This is a genomic window from Acidobacterium sp. FHG110202_01 (assembly GCF_059115305.1).
The window spans coordinates 342,203-359,372 of the sequence record NZ_JBZYWJ010000005.1 but is presented as its reverse complement, the minus strand read 5'-3'; the positions used below and the strand labels follow the sequence as shown (position 1 = coordinate 359,372).

At 56.9% G+C, this 17,170-nt stretch carries 19 protein-coding genes; 5 read left to right on the top strand and 14 right to left on the bottom strand.

Annotated elements, in window-relative coordinates:
• Positions 1-151: 151 nt before the first annotated feature.
• Positions 152-799 carry a lysophospholipid acyltransferase family protein gene (locus AC5S16_RS13055; protein WP_493930510.1) on the bottom strand — a complete coding sequence of 216 codons (648 nt, stop codon included), beginning with the start codon at positions 797-799 and terminating at the stop codon, positions 152-154.
• A 125-nt stretch (positions 800-924) separates the two neighbouring features.
• Positions 925-1,776, bottom strand: coding sequence for a GNAT family N-acetyltransferase (locus tag AC5S16_RS13050; protein ID WP_493930509.1), 852 nt, complete (start codon positions 1,774-1,776; stop codon positions 925-927).
• Positions 1,777-2,042: 266 nt separating this feature from the next.
• Between AC5S16_RS13050 and AC5S16_RS13045 the strand changes: the two genes are divergently transcribed.
• Together AC5S16_RS13045 and AC5S16_RS13040 are read left to right on the top strand one after the other, a co-directional pair.
• The gene (locus AC5S16_RS13045) at positions 2,043-2,273 is read left to right on the top strand and encodes a hypothetical protein (RefSeq protein WP_493930508.1); all 231 of its coding nucleotides are present in this window, start codon (positions 2,043-2,045) and stop codon (positions 2,271-2,273) included.
• 19 nt (positions 2,274-2,292) lie between these two features.
• Entirely contained in the window at positions 2,293-2,787 is a 495-nt protein-coding gene (locus AC5S16_RS13040; protein WP_493930507.1) for a dUTP diphosphatase, read from the top strand.
• 160 nt (positions 2,788-2,947) lie between these two features.
• Here AC5S16_RS13040 and AC5S16_RS13035 read toward each other — a convergent pair whose 3' ends face one another.
• Positions 2,948-3,316 carry a cupin domain-containing protein gene (locus AC5S16_RS13035; RefSeq protein ID WP_493930506.1) on the bottom strand — a complete coding sequence of 123 codons (369 nt, stop codon included), beginning with the start codon at positions 3,314-3,316 and terminating at the stop codon, positions 2,948-2,950.
• A gap of 37 nt (positions 3,317-3,353) precedes the next feature.
• Between AC5S16_RS13035 and AC5S16_RS13030 the strand changes: the two genes are divergently transcribed.
• The gene (locus AC5S16_RS13030; RefSeq protein WP_493930505.1) at positions 3,354-4,142 is read left to right on the top strand and encodes an SDR family oxidoreductase; all 789 of its coding nucleotides are present in this window, start codon (positions 3,354-3,356) and stop codon (positions 4,140-4,142) included.
• Positions 4,143-4,477: 335 nt separating this feature from the next.
• Positions 4,478-5,029: a YcbK family protein gene (locus tag AC5S16_RS13025; protein WP_493930504.1), complete on the top strand. Its 552-nt coding sequence runs from the start codon at positions 4,478-4,480 to the stop codon at positions 5,027-5,029.
• A gap of 109 nt (positions 5,030-5,138) precedes the next feature.
• Here AC5S16_RS13025 and AC5S16_RS13020 read toward each other — a convergent pair whose 3' ends face one another.
• The 9 genes from AC5S16_RS13020 to AC5S16_RS12980 form a co-directional block, all read right to left on the bottom strand.
• Positions 5,139-5,600 (bottom strand): helix-turn-helix domain-containing protein, encoded by a 462-nt coding sequence (locus AC5S16_RS13020; protein WP_493930503.1) that lies wholly within the window; start codon positions 5,598-5,600, stop codon positions 5,139-5,141.
• Positions 5,566-5,913 carry a type II toxin-antitoxin system HigB family toxin gene (locus AC5S16_RS13015; protein WP_493930502.1) on the bottom strand — a complete coding sequence of 116 codons (348 nt, stop codon included), beginning with the start codon at positions 5,911-5,913 and terminating at the stop codon, positions 5,566-5,568. Before AC5S16_RS13015 ends, AC5S16_RS13020 begins: the two co-directional genes overlap by 35 nt.
• Before the next feature lie 157 nt (positions 5,914-6,070).
• Positions 6,071-7,762, bottom strand: a complete 1,692-nt coding sequence (locus tag AC5S16_RS13010; RefSeq protein WP_493930501.1) for a L,D-transpeptidase family protein — start codon at positions 7,760-7,762, stop codon at positions 6,071-6,073.
• Between the two features lie 257 nt (positions 7,763-8,019).
• A complete protein-coding gene (locus AC5S16_RS13005; protein WP_493930500.1) occupies positions 8,020-8,511 on the bottom strand; it encodes a DUF192 domain-containing protein in 492 nt (163 codons plus the stop codon).
• 147 nt (positions 8,512-8,658) lie between these two features.
• Positions 8,659-9,621 carry a VTT domain-containing protein gene (locus AC5S16_RS13000; RefSeq protein ID WP_493930499.1) on the bottom strand — a complete coding sequence of 321 codons (963 nt, stop codon included), beginning with the start codon at positions 9,619-9,621 and terminating at the stop codon, positions 8,659-8,661.
• 237 nt (positions 9,622-9,858) lie between these two features.
• Positions 9,859-10,467: a Dps family protein gene (locus tag AC5S16_RS12995; RefSeq protein WP_493930498.1), complete on the bottom strand. Its 609-nt coding sequence runs from the start codon at positions 10,465-10,467 to the stop codon at positions 9,859-9,861.
• Positions 10,468-10,613: 146 nt separating this feature from the next.
• A complete protein-coding gene (locus AC5S16_RS12990; protein ID WP_493930497.1) occupies positions 10,614-11,846 on the bottom strand; it encodes an HlyD family secretion protein in 1,233 nt (410 codons plus the stop codon).
• Positions 11,847-11,848: 2 nt separating this feature from the next.
• A complete protein-coding gene (locus AC5S16_RS12985) occupies positions 11,849-13,327 on the bottom strand; it encodes a TolC family protein (protein ID WP_493930496.1) in 1,479 nt (492 codons plus the stop codon).
• A 206-nt stretch (positions 13,328-13,533) separates the two neighbouring features.
• Positions 13,534-14,109 carry an RNA polymerase sigma factor gene (locus tag AC5S16_RS12980; protein WP_493930495.1) on the bottom strand — a complete coding sequence of 192 codons (576 nt, stop codon included), beginning with the start codon at positions 14,107-14,109 and terminating at the stop codon, positions 13,534-13,536.
• Between the two features lie 218 nt (positions 14,110-14,327).
• On the opposite strand from AC5S16_RS12980, the gene ppk1 reads away from it, so the two are divergent.
• On the top strand, positions 14,328-16,472 hold the full coding sequence (gene ppk1, locus AC5S16_RS12975) for a polyphosphate kinase 1 (RefSeq protein ID WP_493930494.1): 2,145 nt from the start codon (positions 14,328-14,330) through the stop codon (positions 16,470-16,472).
• A 1-nt stretch (position 16,473) separates the two neighbouring features.
• Here the strand turns inward: ppk1 and AC5S16_RS12970 are convergent, their stop codons facing one another.
• Both AC5S16_RS12970 and AC5S16_RS12965 read right to left on the bottom strand, forming a co-directional pair.
• Complete coding sequence (locus tag AC5S16_RS12970) at positions 16,474-16,884, bottom strand: type II toxin-antitoxin system VapC family toxin (protein ID WP_493930493.1); 411 nt, start codon at positions 16,882-16,884, stop codon at positions 16,474-16,476.
• On the bottom strand, positions 16,884-17,138 hold the full coding sequence (locus AC5S16_RS12965; protein WP_493930492.1) for a type II toxin-antitoxin system Phd/YefM family antitoxin: 255 nt from the start codon (positions 17,136-17,138) through the stop codon (positions 16,884-16,886). The genes AC5S16_RS12970 and AC5S16_RS12965 overlap by 1 nt, the downstream gene beginning before the upstream one ends.
• Positions 17,139-17,170: the final 32 nt, after the last annotated feature.

The window sequence follows — 17,170 nt, the reverse complement described above, 5'->3', positions numbered from 1 at the left end:
GGCTTCTAGAGCATTTTCAAGAATAGTGTGTCCATATGTCCGAAAGCCTTAAAAAGCTTCACCACAGAGGACACAGAGAACACAGAGGTTTTCGCAGCGGGAAATCTCAGGCATTTCAGAGCGTCCCGGATACACCATTACCTAATCTGCTCTAATACCTTTGCGCGGCCATGCCTGCATGTTCATTGAATTCGGCGCGCAATCGTAAGCGCGCCACACGCTCCCAGCAGTCATTTGCCGCTTGTTTGCGCTGGCTGTAGATACGCGGCTTTCCATCAAAACGGATTTTTCCTGAAACACTTTTGCGGCCCAGCGTCTCCCACAAATGCGGGCCAAAATGCACATCGCCGTAATAGCAGAGGTCGCGCTCCTCCGCTCCCGGCGATTCGTAGCTCAGGGCTGCAGCAGATACAGGCATTTCCGCTTCCACGGCCGGTTCGAAAAGGAAAGAATGGAACGGCAGGAGAGTTCCGCCATCAGTGCTTGTTCCCTCAGGAAACAACACCACCGGAACGCCTGACCTTAATGCAAACTCAATGGCAATAGCCGCCTCGGTGGCGCTGCTGCGCTTGCCGCGCTGGATGAAGATCGTTCCGCCCAGACTCGCCAGCAGGCCGAATACGGGCCATGAGCGCACATCGTCCTTCGAAACAAAAATGCGCGGTCCGAGCGCGGCATGCAGCAGGATGTCGAGGTAGCTTAGATGATTGGAGACTATGAGGCCGGATTGAGGGGCGGGGCCATCCGATATCGCTGTTATTCCGAGACGCCGCAGTACAAGCGCGCAAGACTCGTGCATCCATACTGCGCGATCATGCAGTTGCGGCTTATGTCTGCGAATCCGCAGAAGAAAAAAGCGGAACAATAATTCAAGAAATGTAAGCAGGAAAACGGCGAGGCGCAGAATGCTGCGGCAGCTGCTTCCTAGTGTTCGTCGTCCAGTAGAAATCGGTTCCTCGCTGCGGGCGTCAACTGTTGAAGGTCGAGCAGGGTGAGAAAGTCGATGGTGCCGAACTCACGATCCCAGGCAGGCTCTCCGCAGATGCGCGCGCCAATTCCAATATACGTCTTCAACAGCCGGGGGATCTTGGGCGCTGCCTGCATCGCATTCTCCAGGCGTGGCAGCCTGTAGGGCGGCGTGGGCACGGTGCGGAATTCCGGCTCGGCCAGAAACGGCGAAAGCTGTTCGTACACGGCCCAGCCTTCGGCGGCATCCTGTGAGTTGAGCGAGGAGCAGCCGATAAGATAGCGCAACCCGTAGAACTTGCAATACTGCGCGATACCGCGCCAGAGGAGGGTGAGCACTTCGCTCGAACGGTGGTCGCGTTCGATGGATGCACGGCCCAATTCAAGAACCTGATCGCGCGCAGCTTCATAAGGGCTGAAATCGAATTCCTGCGCGCTGTAATAGCCCAGCCTTCTTTTGGCATCCTTGCCGCTCTGCATGCGGTACGTTCCGACTACTTCTTCGCTGTCCCGGTCTTCAACAATCAGGTGATCGCAGACATAGTCGAACTGATCGGTGTCGAGGCCGGTGGAGTAAGACGACTTTAATCCCTCACCTAACTCGAGGTTAAAGACTTTGAAGCGAAGCCTGCATGCCGCATCGCGCTCTTCTTCAGAAGTGGCCAGACGAATCTGATACTTGCCCAGCTCGATGCTTATGTGGGGGGAAAGTACAGGCAGCAGCCGATCAGTTGGATTGCTGGAGATATCCAACAGCCCCAGAGAAGACGATAGCTTACGGGGCCTTATAGAGCGTAGATGTGTGACCACGGCATCATCATCCTATGTATTCAGGTTAAACAAGTTTACAAACCGGAGAAAAACTTGAGAATTCCTGATGAATGACTATATTTAAATGAAGCACTGTGGCTTGCGCTACAGTCGTTTCAGGAAGAGTTGTTGCTTGAGTTACTGTAGTTACCCTCGAAGTCTCCTGCCCGCCCGCTGGTAGTTGTCCGTTAATATATTTACATTGAAGAAGTTCCCCTACTGGCAATCGCTCACTTACCAATTCCAAAAGTAATAAGGACGAAGGAATGTCACGAGAAGAAATCATTGCTGCAATCGACGAAGAAATCAGCCGCCTTGAAAAAGTGCGCGCACTGTTGCATGGCTCCACTTCAAGCAAACTGATCGCAGGCAATTTTACCGCCGCACGCAAGAAGCGCTATCTAAGCCCTGAAGCCCGCAAGCGCATTGCCGATGCACAGAAGCGCCGCTGGGCTAAACAAAAGAAGCAAGGCAGCTCACCTAACAGCTCAAAGTAAGTTTACCGTTCTTCTGCAGATGATCAAGGTTAAGCTCCTCCACCCCGATGCCCGTGTGCCTACGGTCAATTACGCAGGCAGCGATCTTGGCTATGACCTCTACTCGATTGAGGACATCACTCTTCATCCCGGCATTCCTCAAAAAGTTCGGACCGGAATCGCAGTAGAAGGCCCGGAAGGCTGCGGCTTCGTCCTGGGCGACCGGTCGTCGATGGCGGCCAAGGGCGTGACCTATGCCGGAGGCCGGATCGACGCTGGATACCGGGGAGAAATTCTTGTCTGCCTGATCAATGTGAACCAGCCTAGGTATTCCCTGCGCCTTACCCGCGACGCGCAGGGAGCACTTCAGGATGCAGCGCTCGAACAGACCGATGTCAGCATAGTCATCCACAAGGGAGACAAAATCGTTCAGATGTCACCCTTCCTTGCTGCTACTCATCTTGAAATTACCGCAGTTGAAGAACTTGCTGAGAGCATCCGCGGCGCCAAAGGTTTTGGTTCAAGCGGACGGTAAACAAATCCTAAACGAATGAGAAATCCGTGTAGCCGGAAGCGAACTGCAGGTCCCTCCGCTCCGTCACCACAGAACGCGAACCCCGTGCGTTCCGGGGACCCCGGCTCCGGTCGGGATGACAACTCATTTTTAGCGATCCACTCAACCTAACTTGTTCCAGTCATTTCTTTCTTAGATAGGCGTCGGTGCCCTGGATCCAGTCTTCACGAGGCGGCGCGAACACATCGATGTCAATTGTGTCTTCCAATGCTTCGGCGCTGTGCTTGATGTTTGGCGGAATGACGAGCATCTCGCCTGCGGCTACGGTGACGGTTTCCCTGCCATCCAGGATGAAGCGCAAAGCTCCTTCGAGAATGTACGTGATCTGCTCGTTGTGATGGCTGTGTTCCGGAACGATGCAGCCCTTGCGCAGGAGCAGGCGCGCCAACATGGCCTGCTCGCCGTGAACGAACTGCCTCTCCAGCAGCGGATTGAGATGCTCGACGGCAATCTCAGCAAGACGCTGGTGTTTCCAGTGGTTCGATGACATATGCGTTTTTACTCCATCCATTACTATGTACCTGATTATGGAAACAGGACTGAAGAACCGTGTTGCCATTGTTGCCGCATCCAGCCAGGGGATTGGCAAAGCTACTGCTCTTGCGTTTGCTGCTGAAGGCGCACATCTGGCATTATGCGCCCGCAGGCAGGAGACTCTCGATGCTGTGGCGCGCGAAGCATCCGAACGCTTCGGCGTGAAAACGTTCGCTGCGGCCTTTGACGTAAGCGATGATGCCGCGGTGCGCAGCTTCGTCAAATCTGCGCATGAGCAGTTCGGGCAGATCGATGTCTGCGTCACCAATGCCGGCGGGCCTCCTGCCAAGCCGTTCCTTGCGACCACGATGGACGAGTGGGAGCGCGCCTGGCAATTGAACCTGCGCAGCATCGTTTCTTTTGCCCAGGCGGTGATTCCCTACATGCAGCAGAGGAAGTGGGGACGCATTGTCACGCTTACCTCCTACGCTGTAAAGCAGCCCGTGCCGGAATTGGTGCTGTCGAACTCGATCCGTGCGGGAGCGATGGGGCTGGTTCGGTCGCTGGCCGGACAGTTCGGCCCTGACGGCATCACGGTGAACAACGTTGGGCCAGGATACACTTCCACAGACCGGGTCACGGAGTTAGTGGAAAAGCGCGCGGCGAGCCGGAGTATCAGCCCGGAGCAGGTCAGGCAGGAACTGATCGCCGAGATTCCGGTAGGCCGCATGGCTACCCCGGAGGAGGTTGCCGCAGCGATTGTCTGGCTGGCGTCAGAGCCAGCAGCCAGCATTACCGGGCAGACGCTTCTGGTGGATGGCGGGGCTTATCGCGGTCTTTGACCCCTCCCCTGGGGTTGTACGGAGATTGTTTGTTTTCAGTAGTTTACAGGCATAACACTGTACGGAGATCCTTTGTTTTCAATGGATTAGACGTTTGCATTCATTAGATACCTCCAATTGCATCCTGCAAACCTCCCACGTTAGCTTCGCGAACGTGGGGCACCCGGGTTTCTGTTCGTCCTCTATTCCCTGGTTTTTCTGTCATGAAGAGCGAGTGCGCTTCTAATATCCCCTATTTTTAGTTTGACTTTTTCGGTCTTAATTCTCTGCATGTATTTGTTTGAACGATCATATTTATCTGTGTACGATCGTAATGCGGCTTTTATAATGAAGTGATGCGTTTTAAGAAGCAGCTTTTCGCTGGAGTCGCGGCTCTGGCGTTGTTCCTGGTTCCCTGTTTTTCTTTTTCCGCGAATGCCGGCGACATTCCTACGAATGCTGAGCAGTACCGTCTCCGTCTCTATCATCTCCATACGGGCGAGCACATCGATGTGGTATATCGCATCGGCAATACCTACCTGCCCGATGCTGTTGCCCAGCTCGACCGCTTCCTGCGCGACCACCGCACGGGCGACGAGAAGGACTACGACGTAAAGGAATTTGACCTGCTCCACGACCTGATGGCGAAGCTCGGGCATCCGAACGGCGAGATTGACATTGTGTGCGGCTACCGCACTCCCTGGAGCAATAACTACCTGCGCGAGCACAGCCATGGAGTCGCCCTGCACAGCCAGCACATGGAAGCCAAGGCCATCGATATCCGCATCCCCGGAGTGCCTACCACCCAGGTGCGCGACGCCGCCCTTTCCATGCAGCGCGGCGGAGTCGGCTATTATGCCTCCTCAGATTTTGTCCACGTAGATACAGGCCGCGTCCGCCGCTGGTAATTTGCCATTAAGGCAGACGCGCCTTCGGCGGGACTGGCCGTCCAGGCGTCCGCGCGTCATTCTTGCCTGGGTTAGTGTCAGTGGTTTACTTTTCGCTCCCGGGCACTCGTTATTTGTGCCCAGTCATTCTCTTAGGAATTCGTTTCATTGGCGCAATTTGTTTAGCTCTTCCAGCAGTATATGTTCGGCGAACGACGTTGCTGGCAGGGCCGATCAGAAGGTCCGCTGAAATACCAAGCCCGAATTTCAGCCTTCTGACCATATCCAGTGTGAGGTTTCGTTTACGGTTCATGATCTCGGAGACTCTAGCCCTGCTACCGATCAATGGCTCCAAGTCCTTGCGGCTCAAACCTTCCTGTTCCATACGAAATTGAATTGCAGTGACAGGATCTGGGGCATCGATTGCATGGTGCTTCGCTTCGTATGCGTCCACCAGCGTTGCAAGGACATCAAGTTCATCCCCTTCAGCACTGCCGGGAGTGGCACTCATCAGCTCTTCAATGCGGGCTACTGCCATCTCATGATCTTTTTCGGTTTTAATTGGACGAATCTGCATACCTGTTTTTGTCATACTTCACCTTCTCAACATCAATCTGGTCATATTCCCTGTGGGTGCCTAACCATATGATGAGCAACACCTGATAGTGGTAATGAATCGCCACAACCAGTCTGTATTCATTGCCCTTGATATTGAAGACAACTCGTTCAGCTGAGATGATGCTTGCCGAACTGTATTGTTTCTTTAGCTCAGATGAGTTCTTCCATGCAGCTTTTACAACCTCTGCATACCATGCATCGAGGTGGGCTTTCACCACTTTCTGGAGCTTGCGTTCAACCCTGTTCTTTACAAATCCATTCAGGGTACCGCGCGCTATCACTCTCACACTTTTGATAATAGCATTGCTCCCACAGTGGGAGCAATGCCTGCTTAAGCCGCTTGTTGTACAAAGCGACCAACGGGAGCGAAAAAGGAAAACCGATACCTTCACACGAGCAAAGGATGGCGCGCGAAAGCACGCGTGTGCCTGGACGGCCAGTCCACTAGCCGGGGAAGGGCATTCCTTTGGCTAGCACTTGTTCCAGTTCTTTGTCGTGGCCGTAGAGATCGTCGAAGAAATGCACTGAGCCGTCTTCTTCCACGATGGCTGTGACGTACAGGATCAGGACCGGGACTGGAGTGTTGAGGTTGACCTGCTGGTTGTCCGGGCCGGACTGCATGGCTTGTTCGACTTTTTCCTTTGTCCAGGGAGGCTGGTTGCGCAGCAGATAGGTTCCCAACGCTACGGGATCCTGCACGCGGATGCAGCCGTGGCTGAAGTCGCGCCGCGACTGCGAGAAGAGCTGCGGGGCAGGCGTGCTGTGCAGGTAGACGTTGTACTCGTTCGGGAACATGAATTTGACCAGGCCCAGGGAGTTTGTGGGGCCGGGTTTCTGCCTGACGGTAAGCGATCCCGCGCGCAGCTGCTCGAGCACGGAGTTGCTGATGGTCCCGCTGGTGACGACGTTTCCGCTATTGGTAGTGACTTCAAAATTTTTGTTCGCGATATAGTTCCGGTTTTTCACGATAGAGGGAATGACTTCGCCGGTGGTGATGCTGCGCGGCACATTCCAGTAGGGACGGAAGACGATGAACCTCATGTCGTGGGTGAAGACCGGGGTCTGCGTGCGCAACGCTTTACCGACAACGACATTCATTCGGAGAACTACCTGGTGATCCGCAGAGAAGATGCGCAGAACGAACTCGGGAATGTTGACGACGATCGGAGGCTCGGGGAATTGAGGCGGGAGCCAGCGCCAGCGCTCGAGGGCATCTTCAAGCTGGCGGACGCGCGTTGACAGAGGCGTGTTCATATCCTCAACGGTCAGCTTGCCAAGCTTGCCGTCGGGTTCGAGCCCATGCCTTGACTGGAAGTGCTTGACGGCATCGACCAGCGCGCCTTGATAGCGGTCAGCATGCGTGCCCTGCGGCAGATCGCCCAGCAGCTCAAGCCGCTCTGTCAATTGAGGAATGCCGGCGTAGGAATCGCCGGGCGCGATGGATTTCTGGACTTCGGGCACTTTGGGGCCATCGCCTTTTGCGGCTAACTGCAAATACTGCTGCAGGGCTGCTTCAGTGCGCTTGTATCCGGGATAGGGCGGTTCCACTCCATCGAGCACGGCCTGCACGTTCTGCGCATGGATAACCTGCTGCGTAACAAAGAGAGGCAGGTCATATTTCTTCTGCTCGATGTCGATGCCGAAGGAGAAGTGCTTCGGGTTCACGCGGCCGATATGCAGATCGGAGATGTAGCGCATGGTGCTGACGGTCAGCGCGGCGTCGAAGCGCGCCACAGTGTCAGCATTTGGTGAAGACTTTAATGCGTTGATACGTTCCTGCCAGCGCGAGCCGTCATAATCGTCCGGACCCAGGCCTTTCTGCTGGCTTGCTTCGAGGGCATGGATCACGGCGAGCGCCTGCGATGTGGGCTGGCCGTTGCTGATCCAGACAGGCATGAAGTGCGATGCCTCGTAAACGTGCTGGAAGTGGAGGTGGTAATCGGAGAAATCCGGCCAATGGAGGTCGTCCAGCTTGCCGCTGTTGGCAATTGCGTACAGGCGTGAGGAGACGGCGCCGGGGTCAATGGAGGCAGTGCTGGTCTGCGCTGAGGAGACGGGTTGCGCTTTGCATCCGCTGGCGGCAAAGCAGAAGAGTACCAAGGCATAGACTGCATTGCGGCGGGCTATCGGGAGCATGGCTTATTAAATCATTTGTGTTGGGAAAGTGAAGGTGGAATTGTGGTCTCCCACCCGGCTGTTGTGGCTATCGAAACTTCTACTGGGCCTTGCTGCGCAAGGCTATAGCGCACCGCTCCGGTGCGGGTCCTTCGACTGCGCTACGCTCCGCTCAGGATGACAATGCTTTGGGTTCGGTTGAAAGCTGCCGGGTGCTGTGGCACTCAATGCCTGTGTATGGATCCTTCGCTTCGCTCAGGATGACAAATCACTCTTGATCAATTCAGGTTGAAGTTTACTGTCTGGCCTTCCTGCAGGTTGTGGGCTTTGATCGAGCCTACGGGGAGTTCGAGCACGTAAAGGGACGTAGCGTGTCCACCGTAGGAGGGGCAGGTGCTGGCCTTGCCTTTGCAGGGCGGAGTCTTCGGCGAAAGCTCGACGATGCGGTGGTCGGCATCCATCCAGAGGATGTCGAGGCCGATTTTGCAGTCGTACATCCAGTAGCCATATTGGCCGGGGCGGTCGTGAATGAAGAGCATGCCGCGTCCCTGGGGCAGGCTGGTTCGCTCCATCAGGCCGAATTCGCGCTCGTCTTCGGTCTTTGCGAGCTCGACATGCACGGTCGAACCATCGGGCAGCATCACCAGGGTGTTCGCGGGCCGTGGAGACACGCGACGGATGACGGGCTCGTTTTCCTGTGACAGGAGTGCGGTGGCGCTCCCGCAGATCAGCATCGCGCCCAGCAGACAGGCAGTCCATTTCTTTCGCATCGGTTTCATTGTATGGGAGTGCCGGATTCTTTTTTACCGCAGAGGATGCAAAGGGATCGCTAAGGCACGCAGAGGAAACTTCACCATCCTTCGTCTGCGCTCAGGGCAGGCTCCGGTCCATAGAGGACACGGAGTCAGCGCGGAGGCTTAACTCTGGGCTACTGCGGCGGCTGCGTCCGGGATTTCTTCGAGAGGGTAGCCGAGGCGTTTCCACTCATCAAAGCCTCCGCGCAGCGGGCGGACGCGGTAGACTCCCGCTTTTCGCAGTGTGAGCGCCATCTTGGCGGCTGTGGCCTCGCTCGGGCAGGTGCAGAAGAGGACCACGTCGCGGTCGCGCGGAATCTCGTCTGTGTGCTCAACCAGCTTGTCGGGCGTGAACATCATGGCGCCGGGAATGGTGCGCGGGTCGGGGAGATAGTCGAGCGGGTGGCGCAGGTCAACGATGTAAACCTGCTTATCCTTGTCGAGCATCTCCTTCAGCTCGTCGGGTTCGACGCGCGCGGCGCGCATTTCCTTGATGAAGGCGCGCTGACGAATGAGCCTGTAGATGAGGAAGCCAATGAGCAGCAGAACAAAAAGAATGCCGGCCACTCCAGTAATGCTGGGGAAAGTATTGGAGTGATGCTTGAGGAAATCGCCGAAGAAGCGTCCGCCGAGCACGTAGGCCAGGGCCCATAGCAGCGCTCCGGCCGCGTCATAGAGAAGAAAAAGATGGAGCGCCATGCCTGTTTGCCCCGCAATAGGCGCGGCCACAGTACCGAGCCCGGGAATGAATTTCGCCACGAGCAACGCTCGCTCGCCATTGCGCGTGAAGTACCCTTCGGTCTTCTTGACGCAGGTATTGCTTTCCATCGAGAGACGGCAAAGCAGACGGACGACAGCTCCGCCATAGCGCTTGCCCATGGAATACCAGATGGAATCGCTGACCAGGCAGCCAAGCACTACAGACAGGATGACAAGAACCACATTCAACTGATGCGCCGCGGTTAACGTGCCTGCGGTGATCAGGATAGGGGCGCTGGGAATCGGCACGCCAAGCTGCTCGGTCGTCACCCAGAAAAAGAGGATGAAGTAACCGTATTTGGTGAAAAAGCTGAGTGCGACTGGCATGACTTTCCCGGCAGGATTTCAGGATGCCATTTAGATGCGAGAAAGGCAATGGAGGGCGCATGTTTCCCGGGCGGTTGGCAGCTTCCACTGCAAGGAAAAAGCCGGACACAGTGGTGTCCGGCTTCAAAGTGCTCTTACCTCAGGGGCTGAAGCCCTCTTTGATTCGATTGACTTAATGCGAGGGCTAAAAGCCCTCGCATACCAGTTTTTATCGAACAGCTGATGTTCGTAGCCTGCCTATCTTGCAAAGACAAGCGGCATTTCGACCAGGTGCTCGCTGATAAACCACACCTGCATTTCGTTGGTGCGGATGATGTCGCTGACGAGCAGGTCGTTCGTGCCGTCGTCGCCGACCTCGGAGGCCCTGCCGGCCAGCTTGCGCGCATCGTCGAGGATGATGCGGTGCGCTTCAAGCAGGCGCGAGATGATGACGGGGACCTCTTCGCGGCCCTTGGGCGGGCGCTCGAGGCGCGTCGTCTCTGCGATGTCGTGCGCCATGGCGATGGACACTCCGCCAAGCATCTGAATGCGCTCGGCCAGCCCATCGACCAGCTCGACCTGCTCGTTGAAATGTTTGTCGAAAAGGAGATGCAACTGATAGAAAGTGGGGCCGCTGACGTGCCAATGCGATTTCTTGTAGAGGTCGCGCAGGCTGGCCGTATCGGCGAGAAGGATATTCAGGCGTTCGGTGATTTCAAGACGGGCATTTTCGCTGATGCCAATGGGCATGTCATGAATGACGGTGCCGTACTTCTGTACTTCTTTGGCTTTCTGGTGCCAGTGAGGAGTGATCCGGTCGATTTTTTCTGTAGACGGAACTTCTTTAAGGGCAGTTTTGCTGCTCATGGTCAATTCCTCCTATTTGCTTATTTAGATGCTTCTGAGAGGAATTGGCTACGTGGTACTGGTTCCTGGAGGCCGGTTGACAGGCTTTTAACAGATTGCGCGGGCTATTTTAAGCCCGCGCCTGTGCTTTGGGATAACTCTTACTTCTACTTCACCTTCACCTTCGGAATGACGGACATGCCGGGACGGAGGAGATGGTCAGAGTTCTGGTTGTGGTCGGTGAGGTCGATGCGGACCGGGATACGCTGCACGACCTTGACGTAGTTTCCGGTCGCGTTTTCCGGCGGGAAGAGGCTCAGCACGGAGCCGGTTGCGCCGCCGACCTGCGTTATCTTGCCGTCATATTTGCGGCCACCGTAAGCATCAACGCTAATGGTGACATGCTGCCCGGGGCGCATGTGCTCGAGCTGCGTCTCCTTGAAGTTGGCGGTGACCCAGACGTCGTCGAGTGAAACCAGAGTAGACATGTTCTGCCCCACGCTGACGTTCTGTCCGACTTCGACGCTCTTCTTGGTCACAATACCGGCGACGGGAGCAACGATCCTGGTGTAGCTCAAGTTCAGCTTGGCCTGGTCAAGCGCTGCACGGGCCTGCTGCACCTGCGCTGCGGCCTGGTCGGCTCTGGCCTTCTGAATGGCAACCTGCTGCGGAGCAGTCTGGGCATTCTTGTAAGCTGCCTGCGCAGACGAGACGCGGTCTCTGGCCACGCGGACATTAGCCTGGGAGGCAGCGAGGTTCGCCTTTGCCTGATCAAGGGCGGCCTTGTTGGCATTGGCAGACGCAACCGCAGCGTCGAACTGCTGCTTCGAAATTACGTCGCGCTGCACCAGAGGAGTGTAGCGCTCGAGATCGAGCTGGGTCTTTTTGTTGTTCGCATCAGCCTGCGCAACGGCTGCTTCCGAACCCTGGAGCTGCTGCTGCGCCTGCGCTACCTGAGCATTCGCGCTCGATACATCGGCATTCGCCGATGAAAGCGTGCTACCGGTGCTGATGTGCGTGACCGGGACGTTGACCTTGGCGGCCTCATAGCTTGCTTCGGCGGCTTCCAGGGTGGCCTCGTCCTGCTGCACTGCAGTCTCGAAGTCCTTGGGGTCGAGCTCGGCGATGACGGCCCCGGCTTCGACAAACTGGTTCTCGTCGACGTTCACTTTCAGGACCTGGCCGGCGATACGCGAGCTGATCTGGATGAGATGGCCGGAGACCTGCGCGTCATCCGTATCTTCATAATAGGTAGAATGCCACCACCAGAGCAGGCCCACTACAACCAATAAAGCAACAACACCGATGATGATGAACCTGCGCTGCGGCTTCTGACGTGCGTCTTCTTCCGGCTGGTCAATCTGATTCTTTTCCGGGGCTTGAACCGCTTGTTCGGCCACTGTTACTTTCCTCCGACGTAATTCTTGTAGTGAGCTTCGGCCACGCCCAACGCGCGAGCGAGCGAAAGCTTCGCGATGTTGTGCTGATAAAGGCTGCTCACATATTGATCGTTTGCCTGAGCCTGAGCCTGCTGCGCCTGGGAGACTGCAAGATTATCCGAGACGCCGGCGGCATAGCGCTGCTGCGCTTCACTCAAGGCTTCGGTCGCCAACTGTACGTTGCTGCGCGAAACTTCCACCTGCTTCTGCGCGGCCTTGATATCGAGAATGCTGTCGCGAACATCCGCACCGATCTGGCCCTGCAGATCGCTGAACTGCGCGCGCTTTGACTCAAGCTGCGCCTGGGCCTGGCGGGCATCGCCGCGCAATTTGCCCTCTTCGAGCACGGGAACCGACAATGTTCCGGTGGCATCGCCTGTGCCGTGCGAATTGCTGAGCGTTGGACCGATGGCTCCGTAGTCACCGGAGAAGCTTACGGTCGGGTAACGCTCGGCAGTCGCTGCGGAGCGGGCCTTTTCCGTAGCCTTGACCTGTTCCTGCATGGCTTTCAGGTCGCTGCGGTTTTCGATGGCCTGCTTCACCGCGGTGTCGGGGTCAACGTCATCGAGCGCGGCATAGGGCGCCTGGTCAGACAATTCGAATTTCTGTTCGAGCGGCAGTCCGATGACGCGAGCGAGGGCAATCTTGTCTTTTTCGTACTGATTGCGGGCGGTGATGAGCGTCTGCTGCTGCGTCTGGTAGTCGACACGCGCGCGCAATTCATCGAGCAGTGGAGCGGTGCCGGCCTGGTGGTTCTGTACTGCCTGATCGAGCGAAACCTTGGATGTATCCACCTGCGCCTGGGCAGCGTCGATGCGCGACTTATCGGCAATCACCAGCAGGTAGGCGTTGCCCACCGTGAGCGCGACCATATCCCGTGCATCCTGCACGGAAAGCTGCGCTCCCTTGAAGTTATGTCTGGCGGCAAGATAATTCTGCAGCGAAGCCACGTTGACCAAGGACCAATTGAGCGAGGCACGGATATCGGTGTAACCGAAGGGGCCAATGACTGTCGGAAAGCCAGGGATCCGCAGGCCCTGCGCAGCCAGACTGACCTGCTGGACGGACTCTTTCAGCGAAGCATCCACTGTCGGCAGCAGGCTCTGCAACTCCTGCAGGCGAGAGCCATTGGCGGAGGTCGTGGTCTGGGTACTCAGGATCAGCCCGAGGTTGTACTTGAGGCCACGCTGGATTGCGTCATCCAGCGAAAGCGGAAGTACCCCGTCCGTAGCCTTCTCTTCCACCACGCTGCCTTGAAACCCGCTGCCGCCCGACTGGGGCGCGGGAAGCTGGTAAGGGCTGGGGAGGGATGACGAAGAGGACGAAGAACTGGTACCCGACTGCTCCTGAGCCTGTAAACAGCTGAAAACAGAGGTAGATAGGCTCAGGCAAAGCAGTCCACAGGCCAAACGCCGCCGCCGGTTGTTTGAAATCACACGCACGTACAAATTCACCTTTTTATGCCAGGAACAACATTATCCAAGTTATGAATTTTGATGCCTCGGTAGCAGAAAAAATTCAGAATATTGCAGGGAACAAAGAGTTTATAGAAGAAAGGATCATTGTATACTCCGGGCGGTTCCGGATCATGCGCACAACCGCCATGTCCGCCGCAGTGGAAAACAGCGGACAGACGACGAGGCACGTCTCAGGCCGGCTGAACAGCGCCTGCGTGAACGAGTGAAGTTGCCAGTGAGCAAAGAGCCTGGCGGAAGACCTCGCTGACCTTCTCCGGCGTCCAACCGGCGGCACCTTCTCCTGCTCCGGCGCGGAGGCTTCCGGCAATCGCGGCATTGTCCTGCCCAAGCATGGCGCGCTCTACGAAAACGGCACGCTGGGCGGCGGGCAGGTGCTCCAGCCAGTTGCGCAGCTGACCACGCCCTTCGCCTTCGAGCAGCCAGGTCAGCTGCTCCGGAGAAAGCCCGGCAGCGGAGATGTCGTCGTCCTGAATACAGCCGGCGGGGGTGCTCCCGGAAGCTGTAGAAACAGTGAAAGATTCAGGATCACGTTCGCTGAGCTTGCGAATGGCCGCGTGAACCAGCTGGTCTTGAACTACGGTCTTGGCACGGTCGCCATCAGCACAGGGATCGACTTCTGTCCCTGCGATGGCCTCTTCCACCAGGCTGACGGCTTCGGACTCGTTGCCCAGTAAAAGCGCTGCGGTCTGGAAAAGCCTGGCTGCGGTGTCCTGCACCAGCAGCTCACTACAACCCTGATCACCCATGGTTTTACCCCCGGCGGTTATTTTTATCCTCGTTGAGGAGCTGTATCTGCGTCAAATGCCGACCAGTACAGGCTGTTTTTGCAGCCTGTTCACAACATGGAACCCTGCCCTGGTGTATAGCAATTTGTGTACACTTTCCGGTCTGAGGCCGAACGAAACTTATGAATGCACGCGCAACACAGCCGCAAAGTCTTTTGATTGGGCGAGACGAGTCCTGGATGCAATTTAACCGGCGCGTGCTGGAAGAAGCCCAGGACGCGACGAATCCTCTGCTCGAACGGGTGAAGTTTCTGGCAATCACGGCGAGCAATCTCGACGAGTTTGTGGAAATTCGCGTGGCCGGCCTTTTGCAGCGCATTGAGGATGGCTATACAGAGGTTGGGCCCGAAGGACACACGCCGCAGCAGACGCTCGATGCCCTGAACGAGGATATGCACAGTTTTGTCGTCGAGCAGTATGGCTGCTGGAACCAGCAACTGCTGCCGGCGCTGCGCCAGGCCGGGGTACGCGTTCTGGGCTGGGACGAGATGGATCCCGCCGCACAGGCGTCGGCAACCGCTTTCTATCAGCGCGAAGTGGACCCGCTGTTGACGCCAATCACTATCGATCCTGCTCATCCTTTTCCGCGCGTGCTCAATAAGGCACTCTGCATTGCCCTGCTGCTCAGGCGCAAACGCAAGGGCACTCCGGGGCCGGTACTGGGCGTAGTAACGGTGCCGCGCGCTCTACCGCGGCTGGTGCATCTGCCTTCAAGCGAGGGCACGCACGACTTCATCTTTCTTCACGACCTGATCGAACGCCACGCCGCCGGAATGTACCGCGGCTACGAGATCCTTTCAAAAGCCGCCTTCCGCGTAACCCGCAACAGCAACCTCTACTTCCAGGAAGAAGAAGCGCGCTCGCTGCTCGAAACCGTGCGCTCAGAGCTGCACAACCGGCGCAAGGGCGATGCCGTGCGCCTGGAGATTGAACAGCGTGCCGATCCCGAGATTGTCGACCGGCTGCGCATCAATTTTGAGCTCGATGAATCGCAGGTCTTCCGCACGGACGGGCCTGTAAACCTGTCGCGCCTGATGAACCTCTACGGCGACACACCGCGGGCTGATCTGAAATATGCGTCCTTTGTGCCGCATGAGCTGCGGCTGAATCGCAAGTCAGTGGACCTGTTCGATGAACTGCGCCACCGGGATATCCTGCTGCATCATCCTTACGACTCCTATGATGCCGTGGTGGGCTTTATCGAGTCGGGGGCGAAAGACCCGAACGTTATCTCGATGAAGCAGACGCTCTACCGCACGAGCTCGGATTCGCCGATGTTCCGCGCGCTGACCGAGGCGGCGCAGAGCAAGGAAGTCACGGTGGTCGTTGAGCTGATGGCGCGCTTTGACGAAGCGTCGAACATCCGCTGGGCGCGCGAGATGGAAGATGCCGGGGTGCAGGTTTTCCACGGCATCGTAGGACTGAAAACGCACTGCAAACTGGCTCTGCTGGTTCGACGCGATCCCGATGGAGCGATCCGCCGCTATGCCCACCTGGGTACAGGCAATTACAACCCGAACACGGCGCGCTTCTATACCGACCTCAGCCTGCTGACCTCAGACCCCGCGATCACTGCGGGCGTGCACAGCGTCTTCAATTACCTTACGGCGCATTCGGAATCTGACGACTATGCTCCGCTGCTGGTCGCGCCGCTGACGCTGGCTGAGAGCTTCATCCGCATGATTGCGCGTGAGACCGAGCACGCAAAGGCCGGCCGCCCGGCCAGGATCATTGCCAAGATGAACTCTCTGCTTGAAGAGAGCGTCATCAACGCGCTCTATGAGGCCTCCAAGGCCGGCGTCGAAGTCGATATGATCGTGCGCGGCATTTGCGCGCTACGGCCCGGGTTGAAAGGCGTGAGCGAGAACATCCGCGTGCAGTCGATCGTCGGGCGGTTCCTCGAACACAGCCGCATCTTCTACTTCGAAAATGGCGGCGACGAGGAGTTCTACTGCGGCAGCGCCGACTGGATGCCGCGCAACCTCTTCGAGCGCTGCGAAGTGGTCTTCCCAGTAAAAGACCCACAGCTTCGTGGGCGCATACGCAATGAAATCCTGGCCGCATTTCTGGCGGATACCGCCAAGACCCGCATTCTGCTGGGCGATGGCAACTTCATGCGCGCATACGATACTCTGGCCGGCAAGTCGCAGCCGGGCTTCAGCTCACAGGACTTCTTTATGCAGGTGGCCGAAGGCAAGGCGACGGCGGATGATATTCCGAAACCGGAGGAGTCAGGCGATAAAGAGAAGGGTGTGGAGAAGGACAAGACTACAACTACCGTGAAGAAGGCGGTCTCGCGGAAGAAGATTGTAGCGGCTGACTGAATCAGGTCCGGGACTGGAAGGGATTCAGGGTCTCCACGCCGAGGTGCTGGAAGTCTTTGATGTTGCGTGTTACCACGATGAGCCGGTGAACGCGGGCTGTGGCGGCGATCATGGCGTCGCGGGAAATCTGATCGGATTTTTTGTTCATTAATCTTGTCCACTCACGAAACTCAACCGACTGCATCGGGATGACTTCAAAAGCTTCCTCCAGCTCGTTGATCCAACTCTCAATCTCCAAAGCTTTCCGAAGGTCCTGTTTCCTGATCTTTTCCACCCCTACTTGCAATTCACCAAAGACCACTGCGGACAAGTAGACTTTTTCATCTCTCTTGCTACGAAACCACGCCAGGACTCCGCCGTGCGGCTTCATTTTCCGTGTTTCAGAAATAACGTTGGTATCGAGCAGGTACATTATTCGAATTCCACATCCCTGCGCAAACGGAAGGCTTTACCCGACACCGGCTCCAATTCGAACCTCGGCTCAAGCGCAAGCAGCACGTCGCTCCAATGACGTCTGGGCTTCGCATGAAGCCGCTTCCATTCCTCGATAGGCACCAGAACAGCCGTCTCGACACCGCGGCGCGTGACGATCTGCGGACCCTTTTTCAGCGTGGCATCCAGAAATTCACTGAACCGGGCTTTGGCTTCCTGTACCTGCCATTTCATTCGTACACCTCATCAGACTAGTCAGCTGACTA

Coding starts and splice junctions, on each gene's coding strand:
- AC5S16_RS12980 (WP_493930495.1), bottom strand. CDS start 14,109: ATGGGTGATCAGGGTTGTAGTGAGCTGCTGGTGCAGGACACCGCAGCC.
- AC5S16_RS12965 (WP_493930492.1), bottom strand. CDS start 17,138: ATGAAATGGCAGGTACAGGAAGCCAAAGCCCGGTTCAGTGAATTTCTG.
- AC5S16_RS13025 (WP_493930504.1), top strand. CDS start 4,478: ATGCGTTTTAAGAAGCAGCTTTTCGCTGGAGTCGCGGCTCTGGCGTTG.
- AC5S16_RS13020 (WP_493930503.1), bottom strand. CDS start 5,600: ATGACAAAAACAGGTATGCAGATTCGTCCAATTAAAACCGAAAAAGAT.
- AC5S16_RS13040 (WP_493930507.1), top strand. CDS start 2,293: ATGATCAAGGTTAAGCTCCTCCACCCCGATGCCCGTGTGCCTACGGTC.
- AC5S16_RS13000 (WP_493930499.1), bottom strand. CDS start 9,621: ATGCCAGTCGCACTCAGCTTTTTCACCAAATACGGTTACTTCATCCTC.
- AC5S16_RS13045 (WP_493930508.1), top strand. CDS start 2,043: ATGTCACGAGAAGAAATCATTGCTGCAATCGACGAAGAAATCAGCCGC.
- AC5S16_RS13005 (WP_493930500.1), bottom strand. CDS start 8,511: ATGCGAAAGAAATGGACTGCCTGTCTGCTGGGCGCGATGCTGATCTGC.
- AC5S16_RS13030 (WP_493930505.1), top strand. CDS start 3,354: ATGGAAACAGGACTGAAGAACCGTGTTGCCATTGTTGCCGCATCCAGC.
- ppk1 (WP_493930494.1), top strand. CDS start 14,328: ATGCAATTTAACCGGCGCGTGCTGGAAGAAGCCCAGGACGCGACGAAT.
- AC5S16_RS12970 (WP_493930493.1), bottom strand. CDS start 16,884: ATGTACCTGCTCGATACCAACGTTATTTCTGAAACACGGAAAATGAAG.
- AC5S16_RS13035 (WP_493930506.1), bottom strand. CDS start 3,316: ATGTCATCGAACCACTGGAAACACCAGCGTCTTGCTGAGATTGCCGTC.
- AC5S16_RS13055 (WP_493930510.1), bottom strand. CDS start 799: ATGCACGAGTCTTGCGCGCTTGTACTGCGGCGTCTCGGAATAACAGCG.
- AC5S16_RS12995 (WP_493930498.1), bottom strand. CDS start 10,467: ATGAGCAGCAAAACTGCCCTTAAAGAAGTTCCGTCTACAGAAAAAATC.
- AC5S16_RS13010 (WP_493930501.1), bottom strand. CDS start 7,762: ATGCTCCCGATAGCCCGCCGCAATGCAGTCTATGCCTTGGTACTCTTC.